The sequence below is a fragment of the Gordonia sp. NPDC003424 genome, from assembly GCF_053588655.1.
The window spans coordinates 446402-459485 of sequence record NZ_JBSFQJ010000003.1 but is presented as its reverse complement, the minus strand read 5'-3'; the positions used below and the strand labels follow the sequence as shown (position 1 = coordinate 459485).

Annotated in this window: 11 protein-coding genes; 7 read left to right on the top strand and 4 right to left on the bottom strand. The window is 68.7% G+C overall.

The genetic code is table 11. From position 1 onward, the window contains the following. Window positions 1-9 precede the first annotated feature (9 nt). The 3 genes from ACWDTI_RS07215 (at window position 10) to ACWDTI_RS07205 (ending at window position 3092) form a co-directional block, all read left to right on the top strand. Window positions 10-1275, top strand: a complete 1266-nt coding sequence (locus ACWDTI_RS07215) for a sensor histidine kinase (protein ID WP_449737355.1) — start codon at window positions 10-12, stop codon at window positions 1273-1275. A gap of 10 nt (window positions 1276-1285) precedes the next feature. After that, complete coding sequence (locus ACWDTI_RS07210) at window positions 1286-1948, top strand: response regulator (RefSeq protein ID WP_449737354.1); 663 nt, start codon at window positions 1286-1288, stop codon at window positions 1946-1948. A gap of 109 nt (window positions 1949-2057) precedes the next feature. Continuing rightward, window positions 2058-3092 carry a 6-phosphofructokinase gene (locus ACWDTI_RS07205; protein WP_449737353.1) on the top strand — a complete coding sequence of 345 codons (1035 nt, stop codon included), beginning with the start codon at window positions 2058-2060 and terminating at the stop codon, window positions 3090-3092. Between the two features lie 17 nt (window positions 3093-3109). Here the strand turns inward: ACWDTI_RS07205 and ACWDTI_RS07200 are convergent, their stop codons facing one another. Further along, the gene (locus ACWDTI_RS07200) at window positions 3110-3367 is read right to left on the bottom strand and encodes a PspC domain-containing protein (protein WP_449737352.1); all 258 of its coding nucleotides are present in this window, start codon (window positions 3365-3367) and stop codon (window positions 3110-3112) included. A 112-nt stretch (window positions 3368-3479) separates the two neighbouring features. Between ACWDTI_RS07200 and gatB the strand changes: the two genes are divergently transcribed. After that, complete coding sequence (gene gatB / locus ACWDTI_RS07195; protein ID WP_449737351.1) at window positions 3480-4985, top strand: Asp-tRNA(Asn)/Glu-tRNA(Gln) amidotransferase subunit GatB; 1506 nt, start codon at window positions 3480-3482, stop codon at window positions 4983-4985. A gap of 271 nt (window positions 4986-5256) precedes the next feature. Here gatB and ACWDTI_RS07190 read toward each other — a convergent pair whose 3' ends face one another. After that, the gene (locus ACWDTI_RS07190; RefSeq protein WP_449737350.1) at window positions 5257-6408 is read right to left on the bottom strand and encodes a PQQ-dependent sugar dehydrogenase; all 1152 of its coding nucleotides are present in this window, start codon (window positions 6406-6408) and stop codon (window positions 5257-5259) included. Between the two features lie 82 nt (window positions 6409-6490). Here ACWDTI_RS07190 and ACWDTI_RS07185 point away from each other — a divergent pair, with 82 nt between their 5' ends. Further along, window positions 6491-7792: a DoxX family protein gene (locus ACWDTI_RS07185; protein ID WP_449737349.1), complete on the top strand. Its 1302-nt coding sequence runs from the start codon at window positions 6491-6493 to the stop codon at window positions 7790-7792. Between the two features lie 122 nt (window positions 7793-7914). Here the strand turns inward: ACWDTI_RS07185 and ilvD are convergent, their stop codons facing one another. Together ilvD and ACWDTI_RS07175 are read right to left on the bottom strand one after the other, a co-directional pair. Next, entirely contained in the window at window positions 7915-9759 is a 1845-nt protein-coding gene (gene ilvD, locus ACWDTI_RS07180; RefSeq protein ID WP_449737348.1) for a dihydroxy-acid dehydratase, read from the bottom strand. 104 nt (window positions 9760-9863) lie between these two features. Then, a complete protein-coding gene (locus tag ACWDTI_RS07175) occupies window positions 9864-10304 on the bottom strand; it encodes a PH domain-containing protein (protein WP_449737347.1) in 441 nt (146 codons plus the stop codon). A gap of 290 nt (window positions 10305-10594) precedes the next feature. On the opposite strand from ACWDTI_RS07175, the gene ACWDTI_RS07170 reads away from it, so the two are divergent. Beyond that, entirely contained in the window at window positions 10595-12556 is a 1962-nt protein-coding gene (locus tag ACWDTI_RS07170; RefSeq protein WP_449737346.1) for an acetolactate synthase large subunit, read from the top strand. Continuing rightward, entirely contained in the window at window positions 12553-13053 is a 501-nt protein-coding gene (gene ilvN, locus ACWDTI_RS07165) for an acetolactate synthase small subunit (RefSeq protein WP_449737345.1), read from the top strand. The genes ACWDTI_RS07170 and ilvN overlap by 4 nt, the downstream gene beginning before the upstream one ends. The last annotated feature ends 31 nt before the right edge of the window (window positions 13054-13084 follow it).

The following is a 13084-nucleotide window of genomic DNA, read 5'->3' as shown; positions in this document are numbered from 1 at the left end:
GTGATGAGAATGTTTCGACGGTTCTGGGCAACGACTTCCACCGCGGTCGGCGCCGCGACGCGCGCTGCCGGTGGTCTGCCGCCCGCGCGTGACCCGATGGTGCGTCACTACTTCTCGTCGCGGGTGAATTGGCTGTTCCTGTTCGCCGCGGGCGTCATGTTCGCGATCTCGTGGCCCACGTTGCCGCTGACCCATGATCTGCCCGCCTATGTGCTGCCGGTCGTCGCGGCGTTCGCGGCGTTCCCGCTGGCATTCGCGTGGGCCGCGCCGATCGGCGCGTGGGCGGTGTCGGTGGTCTCCGCGCAGCTCATCGGGCTGCTGGTGCCGACGGTCGACGGTTGGGGGTGGGGCATCCAGGTGACCCACCTGATCGTGCTGCTGGTGCTGACCGTGACGGCCTATCTGCGTGCCCCGCTGTCCTGGCTCCCCGTCATCTGGTTGTGCACGTCGGCGGTGCTGTTCCAGGTGGCGCCGTCCGGTGCCCGCGGGGGATGGGTGTTCGCGGCAACCTTCACCGTCATCGTCGTCGCGCTGATCCGGGCCGTCGTGTCGTCCCGGCGCGACCTGGCGATCCAGAGTGAGGAAACCCAGCTCGTCGAGGCCCAGAAGTCCGTGCTCGAGGAGCGCGCGCGGATCGCGCGGGATCTGCACGACATCGTGGCGCACCGGATGTCGGTGGTGGTGGTGATGGCGCAGACCGCCCGGTATCGGCTCGATGACGTGAGTGATTCCGCCGCCGCGGAATTCGAGGCGATCGCGGTCGCGGCCCGGGAATCCCTCGACGAGGTGCGGCAGCTGCTCGGCGTGCTGCGGACCGATGGCGACGCGCCCGCGGCACCCGCACCCGGCCTCGCTGACGTCGGCTCACTGGTCACCGCGACCCGGCTCACCGGCGCACCGGTGTCGGTATCCGACGCCACCGACCACGACCGGATCGGTGACGCCACCGCGATGGTGGTCTATCGGATCATCCAGGAGAGCCTGGCCAACGCGACCCGGTATGCGCCCGGAGTACCGATCGAGATCCGGCTCGGCACCGTCGGCGGCGGTGACGTGCTCGAACTCGACGTCTGCAACGACCCGCCGATCGGTGAGCCGGTGCACATCGCGGGCGCCGGCACGGGGATTCCCGGGATGACCGAGCGTGCCGCCGCGCTCGGCGGAGTGCTCAGCGCCGGACCGACCGAGTCGGGCGGATTCCGCGTGCATGCCGAGATCCCCGCCCACGCGGGGCGGACCGCCGCCGGGGACGTCACCCGCGCCGTGCAGGTCTAGGCTCGCCGCTGTGCCGGTATCCGTTGTCGTCGTCGACGACCAGGCGATGGTGCGCCAGGGTTTTTCCGCGTTGCTGGCCGCGCAGCCCGACATCTCCGTCCTCGGTGACGCGGCCGACGGTGTGGCCGCCGTCGAGCTGTGCGCCCGAGTGCGCCCGGATGTCGTGCTGATGGACGTCCGGATGCCACGCAAGGACGGGTTGAGCGCTGCCGCCGAGATCCTGCGCGCCGGGCGCGGCGGTACCGCCGAGACCGGCACCCGGGTACTCATGCTCACCACCTTCGACATCGACGACTATGTGTACGAGGCGTTGCGCCTGGGCGCGTCGGGGTTTCTCCTCAAGGACGCGCCGGCGGACGAACTCGTCCGGGCGGTGCGGGTGGTCGCGGCCGGGGAGTCGCTGCTCGCCCCCTCGATCGCGCGCCGGCTCATCGAAGAGGTGACCGCCCGCCGGGCCCGCACACCCCGTCGGCGGGTCGTGGACGCGTTGACGCCACGCGAACGGGAAGTCCTCGATCTCGTCGCCGACGGCAAGTCGAATGCCGAGATTGCCGGGACGTTATTCGTTGCTGAACAGACGGTGAAGACGCACGTCAGCAACGTGCTCGGCAAACTCGGTCTCCGCGATCGCGCCCAGGCGGTGGTGTTCGCCTACGAGAACGGCCTGAAATAGCCGGGCGGTTCTCCACAGACATCAGGCGAATGCCGCCACCGCCCACTAGATTGAGTGACGCCGGAAGTATCTGAAGAGAACGCGGTGTTCAGCAGAGAGGTTGGGATAGATGGCCAAGAGGTTCGGCATTCTCACCAGTGGCGGCGACTGCCCAGGCCTGAACGCGGTGATCCGCGGAGCAGTCCTGAAAGGCCGGACCGTCTACGGGCACGAGTTCGTCGGCTTCCGCGACGGGTGGTACGGGCTCGTCTACGGGGACATCATCGAGCTCGACCGCACCGTGGTCCGCGGCCTGTCGAACCAAGGTGGAACCATCTTGGGCACCAGTCGATTTGGGCCCTACTCGGAACCCGACGGCGGTCCGGAGAACATCAAGAAGGTCCTCAAGAATCTCGGCATCGACGGCGTCATCGCGATCGGCGGCGAGGGCACGGCGTCGGCGTCGAAGCGCCTGTTCGAGGACGGCATCAACATCGTCGGCGTGCCCAAGACGATCGACAACGACATCGACGCCACCGACTACACATTCGGTTTCAACACCGCCGTGGAGATCGCGACCGAGGCCATCGACCGGCTGCGCACCACCGGCAACTCGCACAAACGATGCATGGTGCTCGAGGTGATGGGCCGCCACGCCGGATGGATCGCGCTGCATTCCGGCATCGCCGGCGGCGCCCACGCGATCCTCATCCCCGAGCAGCCGGAGAGCGTCGACCAGATCTGCGCCTGGGTGACCGGCGTCAAGAGCCGCGGCCGTTCGCCGATGGTGGTCGTGGCCGAGGGCTTCAAGCTCCCCGACATGAAGGAGGAGTACTCGGTCAAGGGTCTCGACGGCTTCAACCGTCCCCGGCTCGGCGGTATCGCCGAGGTGCTCGCCCCGCTGATCGAGGAGCGGACCGGTATCGAGACCCGGGCGACGGTGCTCGGCCACATTCAGCGCGGCGGTGTGCCCAGCGCCTACGACCGGGTTCTGGCCACCCGTTTCGGCATGGCGGTCAGCGACCTCGTCGCCGACAAGGCGTGGGGCAAGATGGTCGCACTGCGCGGCACCGACATCGTCCGGATCACCTTCGACGAGGCGCTGGCCAATCCGAAGCAGGTGCCGTCGGATCAGTACCAGGAAGTCCGCGTCATCTTCGGCTGAGCGGCCCGACGCCGGCGTCAGCTCGCCGGCGGGTAGGTCGTCTGATAGGTCGGGTACGCGACGTTGGTGATCGCCGGCTCCCGCGGGATGATCACCCAGAGGATGAGGTACAGCAGCACCTGCGGGCCCGGGAGCAGGATCGACGCGACGAACAGGACGCGGATGAGGGTGGGGTCCCAGCCGTAGCGTTTGGCGATTCCGCCGCAGACACCGCCGATCCAGCGGTCGTCGCGGGCGCGCATCAGGCGTTGGGTGGCGGGCACTGGGGTGGTCATGTGGGTTTCCTTTCGCTCACCGTCAACGCTACGGATGCACCGGATCGAGGGCATCGGGGTTTGCCCTGACCCGGACCCGGGTTTTCCGCGCAAGCGCAATAAGATGGCATCCATGACTGCCGCTACCACCGAGCTGCTCGACTACGACCAGGTGATCGCCGAATTCGACCCGGTGATGGGGCTCGAGGTCCACGTCGAACTCGGCACCGAGACCAAGATGTTCTGTGGGTGCCCGACCACCTTCGGCGCCGACCCGAACACGCAGGTGTGCCCGGTCTGTCTCGGCATGCCCGGCTCGCTCCCGGTGGTCAACGCGAAGGCGATCGAGTCGGCGATCCGCATCGGACTCGCCCTCAACTGCACGATCCGTCCGTCGAGTGTGTTCGCGCGCAAGAACTATTTCTACCCCGACCAGCCGAAGAACTATCAGATCTCGCAGTACGACGAGCCGATCGCCGTCGACGGTTACCTCGACGTCGTGCTCCCCGACGGGACGCCGTGGCGCATCGACATCGAACGCGCCCACATGGAGGAGGACACCGGGAAGTCGCTGCATGTCGGCGGTGCCACCGGCCGCATCCACGGCGCCGACCATTCCCTGCTCGACTACAACCGCGCCGGTGTGCCGCTCATCGAGATCGTCACCAAGCCCATCGTCGGCGCCGGTGAACGCGCGCCCGAGGTGGCGCGCGCCTACGTGACCGCTCTGCGTGACCTCCTCAAGGCACTCGGCGTCTCCGACGTCCGGATGGATCAGGGCTCGCTGCGCTGCGACGCGAACGTGTCGCTGATGCGCAAGGACGCAACCGAATTCGGCATCCGCACGGAGACCAAGAACGTCAACTCGCTCAAGAGCGTGGAGATCGCGGTGCGCTACGAGATGCGTCGTCAGGCCGCCATACTGCTCGCCGGCGGCGAGGTGGTGCAGGAGACACGGCACTTCCACGAGGCCGACGGCACCACGTCGCCCGGCCGCCGCAAGGAGACGGCCGAGGACTACCGGTACTTCCCCGAGCCGGATCTGCCTCCGGTGCAACCGGATCCGGCATGGATCGCCGAGCTCGGCACCACCTTGCCGGAAATGCCGTGGGTGCGTCGCGCGCGCATCCAGCAGGAGTGGGGGGTGTCCGACGAGGTGATGCGCGACCTGGTCAACGTCGGCGCGCTCGATCTGGTCATCGAGACCGTCGACGCCGGGGCGAGCTCCGAGGCCGCGCGCGGCTGGTGGGTGTCGTTCCTTGCGCAGCAAGCGAATACGCGGGGGGTGGAGCTCGCGGAGTTGGCCATCTCGCCGGCGCAGGTGGCGACGATCATCGGCCTCGTCGACGAGGGCAAGCTCACCACGAAGCTCGCGCAGCAGGTGGCGACCGCCGTGCTCGACGGCGAGGGGGAACCCGAACAGATCGTCGCCGACCGCGGTCTCGAGGTCGTCCGCGACGACTCCGCCCTGCAGAAGGCGGTCGACGAGGCGCTCGCCGCCAACCCCGACATCGCCGAGAAGATCCGCGGCGGCAAGGTGGCCGCGGCCGGCAAGATCGTCGGCGACGTCATGAAAGCGACCCGCGGACAAGCGGATCCGGCCCGCGTCAAGGAACTCGTGCTCGCCGCCTGCAGCTGACCCCCGGTCGTCGACTGGGCGCCGTCCCACGTCGAGTGGGCGCCGTCCCACGTCGAGTGGGCGTCGTTTCATGTTGACTGGGCGTCGTTTCACGTCGACTGGGCGTGTGACGCTGGGGCGCATTGCCCACTCGACGCGGGCGGGCGCCCACTCGACGCGGGCGGGCGCCCACTCGACGGGGGCGGGCGCCCACTCGACGGGGGCGGGCGCCCACTCGACGCGGGCGGGCGCCCACTCGACGCGGGCGGGCGCCCACTCGACGTGACGTGCGTTACGTCCGGTCCTCCGACGACGACGGCGGAATCCATTTGACGACGCGGTCGTCGGTTGTCACCGGCGTGCCGTAGATGCGGTTGACCGTGGTGAACTGCAGAATCCCGTTGGGCAGTGCGGTCATCCGGCCCAGCGCGCCGTAACGCTTCTCCAACAGCACGACCGGCGGGGTGATCGCCGGCTTCTGTCGCGTCGGCTCGTTGATCGCCTCGATGTGCTGGGTGCGCGTGGTGGAGACGAAGATGCTCCCCGACGCGACCGCGCAACCGGCGATCTGCGGCCGGTCCGGCCACGTCCACAGCACCTTCAGTCCGTTCGGTTCGAGGATCTGCACCCGATCGGCGGCCGGAGCCCGGTCGGCGATGTAGAGCGCGCCGCTGTCGGTGTTCTGGCACATCGACACGTCCGAACCCAGACCCGAGGCGAGGATGCGTGGCGGTGGATTGTCACCCGACCGCAACGACGTGACGAGAAGGATCTTGCCCGCCAGCGACGACGGGTCGCCGGCCGCTGCCGGGTCGCCGGCGTTGCCGGTGGCGACCACCAGTTCGCCGGGCGAGCGGAAGAACATCGACCCCATGTTGCCGTTGGCTCCCTTGGGAATTCCGGTCAGGATGGGTTTGGGCACATCGCCTGGCGCGATCCGCACGACCCGGTTGTCCGACGCCGTGGTGATCAATGCATAGATCAGTTGGTCCTGCGCATACGACGGCGAGAAGGCGAAGGCGATCAACCCGCCGTCGCCGGACGCGTCGACCGGAAATGTCGCCAGAACCCGATGTGGCGCATAGCGTTTCGTCGTGATGAGCTTGCCCGTGGTGCGTTCGGCGACCACCGTCACGTCGCCCTTGTCGTCGGCCGCCGCCACGGCCGCGGTGGATTCGAGGCACGTGGCGATCACCGCGGGGTCGGGATCCACGCACGGCCCCGACGGCGGCGGTCCGGCCGGGGGAGTGGGTGTGCTGGTGGGCGGTTGCTGCTTGCGTGCCAGCGATTCGTTGTTGGCGCTGAACGAACCGGCGTCCTTCGCCTGGTCCTGCGCGGTGAAGTCGGCGCATCCGCTCGCGGCGAGAGTCAGTGTGATCGCCGCGACAGCGGCGCCGAGGCGCACACGCCCGCGCGTTGTCGTCGTCGTCCGCCCCGTGCGCATGGCACCCAGGGTAGGCGATCGATCACGACTCACCGCGCGCTGCTCGGCCGCCCTCGGGCTCCCACGGCCTACAGTCGGAAACGTGAGCGAACGTGACCCGAGCGCCGAGGGCGCCTCCAGTCCGTACGACGAGCCGACGGGCCAGATACCGGTGAACCCGCAGGGGCCGGCGGCGCGTCGGCGACTCATCTCGGCCTCCGAGCGTGACGAGTTCTACGAGCAGCACGCCGCGGCCGGCCGATCGTCGTCGAATCAGCCGTCGGGATCGGGGACCGGGATGGCGCGTGTCGAGGACATCGATGACATCGATCCCGCGGATCTTGCCGCCGGGGACGCCCACACGACGCCGATGACAGCGCAGCGGCCCGCATCGGCGCCGCCGCAGCCGAGGCGGCCGGCGCCCCAGCCCGCACCGGCTCCGGCACCGCAAACGCCGCCGCAACCGCCCGCGCCCCCCGCCGTGGCCGCCCCAGCCCCCGCCGCAGGCCCCGCCGCGGCCCCCCGGCCCCCCGCCGCACCCGGGCCTGCCGCAGCCGCACCGCCCCCCGCACCTGCAGCCGCAGCCGTGCCGCCTGCCGACGCCGGCCCGGCCGAGCCCTTCCGGACCGACGAGTCCCGCGCCCAACCCACCGAGATCATCCCGGCGGCGACACCACCGTTGCCACCGACACCGCCCCCCGCCACCAACCCGCTCCCCGCGCAGCACGACGACCACACGGTCGCGCTGGACTCGGCGGAATCATCGGGTGGGGCAGGCGAATTCGATCACTCGAGCACCGTCGAACAGGAGCTGGCCGACGCGCGGCGCAACGCTCGGCGCGGCACCCTCGACCTCGGCCTGCTCCTGCTGCGGGTCGCCGTCGGCGTGATCGCCCTCGCGCACGGCACGCAGAAACTGTTCGGTTGGTGGAACGGGCCCCGACTGTCCGGGTACGAGGACATGCTCGCCAACTCGCCCAATCCGGCGATCGGTTTCCACGCCGATGTGGTGAAACCGCTGGCCATCGTCGGTGCGCTGTCCGAGACCCTCGGCGGCCTGATGCTCGTCATCGGGCTGTTCACGCCGATCGCCGCCGCCGCCGTCCTGGGCGTCATGCTGGTGGCCGCCGCGTTCAAGTCGACGCTGGCCGGTGGGGTGTGGTTCTTCGCCGCCGACCACAACGGCGCCGGCATCGAATACGAACTCCTCCTCGCGGTCTGCGCCGCCGTCATCATCCTCACCGGACCCGGCCGCATCTCGCTCGACGCGCCGCGCGGGTGGGCCCGCCGCCCGTCGTGGGGATCGTTGGCGCTGCTCGTCATCGGGATCGCGGCAGCGGTGATCATCTGGGTGATGTTCAACGGCGCCAACCCATTCGAGTCGCCCGGGAATCCCGCGACCTGAGTACGGGTGTCGCGGCTCGGCCCTTCGACACGCCCGCTCCTTCGTCGCGGGCTGCTCAGGGAACGGTTGCGACACGCCCGCTCCTTCGTCGCGGGCTGCTCAGGGAGCGTAGGTGAAGGCGGTCAGTCGACCTTGCGCACCGCACCCTTGTCGGCGGACGTCGCGAGCTTCGCGTACGCACGCAGCGCGGTCGTGACGGTGCGCTGCCGATCCTTCGGCTGCCACGGTCGTTCCGACGCCTCCATCTTGGCGCGGCGTTCGGCGAGCACCTCGTCGTCGACGAGCACCTCGAGGCGACGCGTCTTGACGTCGATGAGGATCGGGTCGCCGTCCTCGATGAGGCCGATGACACCGCCGGCGGCGGCTTCGGGAGAGATGTGGCCGACCGAGAGTCCCGACGACCCGCCGGAGAAGCGTCCGTCGGTGATCAACCCACATTTGCGGCCCATGCCGGTGCCCTTCATGAACGCGGTCGGGTGCAGCATCTCCTGCATTCCGGGCCCACCGGAGGGTCCCTCGTACCGGACCACGAGCACCTCGCCGGCCTGGATCTTCTTGGACAGGATGACCTCGACGGCCTCTTCCTGGCTCTCGACGACACGAGCCGGGCCCTCGAAATGCCAGAGGTCCTCGCTGATCCCGGCGGTCTTGAGGACGGCGCCGTCGTCGGCGAGGTTGCCCTTGAGCACGCACAGGCCGCCCTCGACGGTGTAGGCGTGTGCCATGTCGCGGATGCAGCCGTTCTCGGCGTCGGTGTCCAGTGAGCTCCACCGGTTGGCGGTGGAGAACGGGGTGGTGGTGCGCACCCCGCCGGGTGCGGCATGGAACAGCTCGACGGCCTCGTCGATCGCGGTGCCGCTGCGGATGTCCCAGTCGTCGAGGAACTCCCCGAGGGTGCCCGAGTGGACCGTGGACGCGGTGTCGTCGATGAGTCCGCCGCGGCGCAGCTCGCCCAGGATCGCGGGGATGCCACCCGCGCGGTGCACGTCCTCCATGTGGTAGTCGGAGTTCGGCGAGACCTTCGACAGACACGGCACGTTCCGGCTGATCTCGTCGATCACCGACAGGTCGAAGTCGGCGACCTCGCCCTCCTGCGCGGCGGCCAGGATGTGCAGGACGGTGTTGGTCGATCCGCCCATCGCGACATCGAGGGCCATCGCGTTGCGGAACGCGGTGGGCGAGGCGATGTTGCGCGGCAGCACCGAGGAGTCGTCGTCGCGGTACCAGCGCTGGGCTGCCTCGACGACGACCCGACCGGCACGCTCGAACAGGGCACGGCGCGCCTCGTGGGTGGCCAGCGTCGACCCGTTGCCCGGCAAGGCGAGACCGAGGGCCTCGGTGAGGCAGTTCATCGAATTGGCGGTGAACATGCCCGAGCAGGAACCGCAGGTGGGGCAGGCCGAGCGCTCCACCTCGGACAGACCGGCCTCGTCGACCTCGCTGCTGGCCGACGCCGAGATCGCGGTGATCAGGTCGGTGGGGGCCTGGGCCACACCGTCGACGACGACCGCCTTGCCGGCCTCCATCGGACCGCCGGAGACGAACACCGTCGGGATGTTCAGGCGCATCGCGGCGTTGAGCATCCCGGGAGTGATCTTGTCGCAGTTGGAGATACAGACCAGCGCGTCGGCGGTGTGCGCGTTGACCATGTACTCGACGGAGTCGGCGATGATCTCGCGGCTGGGCAGCGAGTAGAGCATGCCGCCGTGCCCCATGGCGATGCCGTCGTCGACGGCGATGGTGTGGAACTCGCGCGGCACACCGCCGGCGGCGCGGACGGCGTCGGCGACGATCTCGCCCACGTCCTTGAGGTGCACGTGCCCGGGCACGAACTGCGTGTACGAGTTCGCGATCGCCACGATCGGTTTGCCGAAGTCGTCGTCGGTCATCCCGGTGGCGCGCCACAGGGACCGGGCTCCGGCCGCTTCGCGTCCGACGGTGGTGGTACGGGACCTCAACGCTGGCATCGCAATTCCTCAATACAGGGTGGTCCGCCGGGCTGGACGGACGGGGTGATCGACCCGAGGCTACTCCGCGGCGAACTGCGGCAACAAAACGGTTCTGGTCTTCCTCACGCCTCGTCGGCCGCCGCGGCGGCGTACGGATCCGGGATACGTCCCCGGCTGGCGGCCGAGAGACGGGGCAGATCGGCAAAGGTGATCGCGGGCAGGCGTACTCGTGCGCCGTTGACCAACACCGCACGCACCGAACCCCAGCGCGGGAACTGCACCCCGTCGATCTCGTTCCAGGCGATCTCTCGTGTCGAGAAGGTGTGCACCGCCCGCAGGCCGTCCTCGGTCACGATGGTGCGGATCCGCACGATCCACCACGCCAGGATCACCGGGAGGATCAGCGTCCAGCCGAGCCAGATCAGCGACCCGCCGGCCAACGCGAGGGCCACGATGAACATCATCGGCACGGCGAAGTACGCGATCTTGGCGATGCGGAAGGTCTGCGGCAGCTCGATCGCATCGGTGGCGGAGTCGGCGGATCGGTGGGAGGGTGTGGACACCCCTCCATTGTGACACCCGAATGTCCCGCGGGTTAACCAGAGTTATCCCACCATGTGGGACGTCACAGAAGGTGGTTTGACTCTTGACGTGCGCCGGTCCTACCGTGAAGGCGTGATGCAGCACAAGCTCCTCGTAGTAATCGGCCGGCGCGTCGTCGCCTGACCGGTCACTTCGTAGACCTCCAGCATCGACGCGCCACCCTCGAACAGCCCAGCTGTCGGGGGTTTTTTCTTGTCAACAACCCGATAGTCCGCAGCCAGAAGACATCCAGAGAAGATAAGGACGTGCAGTGAGCGCACCATCAGCACGAGCCGCCAGTCCGAGCGGGGCACACGCCACCGATGCCGCCCCGGCCGAGCAGCGCCACCAATCCCCGGCGGCCGGGAACCTGCGCGCGGTAGGTCAGCACACCGTCGCCCCCGAGCGGGTCAGCGGCGCGCAGTCCGTCGTCCGTTCTCTCGAGGAGCTCGGCGTCGAGGTGGTCTTCGGCATTCCCGGCGGTGCGGTCCTCCCGGTCTACGATCCGCTGCTCGACTCGCAGAAGGTGCGCCACGTCCTGGTGCGCCACGAGCAGGGCGCGGGCCACGCCGCCACCGGCTACGCACAGGTCGCCGGCCGGGCCGGTGTGATGATGGCGACGTCGGGTCCGGGCGCCACCAACCTGGTCACCCCGCTCGCCGACGCGCAGATGGACTCGGTCCCGGTGGTCGCCATCACCGGTCAGGTCGGCCGCGCGCTGATCGGCACCGACGCGTTCCAGGAGGCCGACATCTCCGGCATCACGATGCCGGTCACCAAGCACAACTTCCTGGTGAGCAACGCCGCCGACATCCCGCAGGTCATCGCCGAGGCGTTCCACATCGCCGAAAGCGGCCGTCCCGGAGCGGTTCTCGTCGACATCCCGAAGGACATCCTGCAGAGCCAGACCACCTTCTCCTGGCCGCCGCAGATCGACCTGCCCGGCTACCGTCCGGTCACCAAGCCGCACGGCAAGCAGGTGCGCGAGGCCGCACGGCTGATCGAGGCCGCCAAGTCGCCGGTGCTCTATGTCGGTGGCGGCGTCATCAAGGCGAACGCGTCGCCGGAACTGCTCGAACTCGCCGAACTGACCGGCATCCCGGTCGTCACCACCCTGATGGCGCGCGGTGCGTTCCCGGACAGTCACATCCAGCACCTCGGCATGCCGGGCATGCACGGCACCGTCGCCGCGGTGGCGGCCCTGCAGCGCAGCGATCTGCTGATCACGCTCGGCGCCCGTTTCGACGACCGGGTCACCGGCCAGCTGTCGTCGTTCGCGCCGAACGCCAAGGTCATCCACGCCGACATCGACCCCGCCGAGATCGGCAAGAACCGGCACGCCGACGTGCCGATCGTCGGTGACTGCCAGGCGGTCATCGTCGACCTGCTCGAGACCTTGCGCAACGAGCGGGCCACCCGGTCGACCAAACCGGACCTCACCGCATGGTGGGCCTACCTCGACAACATCCGTCGCACCTACCCGGTGAGCTACGACCGTCAGACCGACGGTTCGATGTCGCCGGAGTTCGTGATCTCCCAGATCGGGAAGATCGCCGGACCCGACGCGGTGTACTGCGCCGGCGTCGGCCAGCATCAGATGTGGGCGGCCCAGTTCATCTCCTACGAGAAGCCGCGCACATGGCTGAACTCGGGTGGCCTGGGCACCATGGGCTATGCGGTGCCCGCCGCGATGGGCGCCAAGATGGCCGACCCCAGCAAAGAGGTGTGGGCGATCGACGGCGACGGCTGTTTCCAGATGACCAACCAGGAGTTGGCCACCTGCGCGATCGAGGGCATCCCGATCAAGGTCGCACTGATCAACAACGGCAACCTGGGCATGGTGCGCCAGTGGCAGACCCTCTTCTACGAGGAGCGCTACTCCAGCACCGACCTCGCCACGCACACGCGGATGATCCCGGACTTCGTGAAGCTCGCGGAAGCGTTGGGCTGTGCGGCATTCCGCGTCGAGCGTGAGTCCGACGTCGACGAGGTCATCGCCAAGGCGCGCGAGATCAACGACCGGCCGGTGGTCATCGACTTCATTGTCGGCAAGGACGCCCAGGTGTGGCCGATGGTCGCAGCCGGCACCGGCAACGACGAGATCATGGCCGCCCGCGACATCCGCCCGCTGTTCGACGACGACGAGGCCGCGTCGGATCCCGTCGACATCCACGAGACCATGGAAAAGCCCGACGCCGCGGCGCCGGGAATGCAAGGAGGGGACCGGAAGTGACCACCCATACGCTCAGCGTCCTCGTCGAGGACCGGCCCGGTGTGCTGGCCCGTGTGTCGACGCTGTTCTCCCGCCGCGGATTCAACATCGAGTCCCTCGCCGTCGGGCCGACCGAGCTGAAAGGCATGTCACGCATGACCATCATGGTCAGCGTCGACGACTTCCCGCTCGAACAGGTGACCAAGCAGCTGAACAAGCTGATCAACGTCATCAAGATCGTCGAGCAGGACCCGGCACAGTCGGTGACCCGCGAACTGATGATGATCAAGGTCCGCTCCGACGCCACGTCGAGGGCGGAGGTTGTCGACGTCGTGAATCTATTCCGCGCCAAGGTGATCGACGCGTCACCCGAGTCGCTGACCATCGAGGCCACCGGGACGGGGGAGAAGCTCGAGGCGCTGCTGCGGATGCTCGATCCGTACGGCATCCGGGAGATCGCCCAATCGGGTGCGGTCACATTGGGCCGGGGACCCAAGAGCATGTCGGCCAACCGCTGACGTACAACACAAAAGAACACAAGAAATCGAA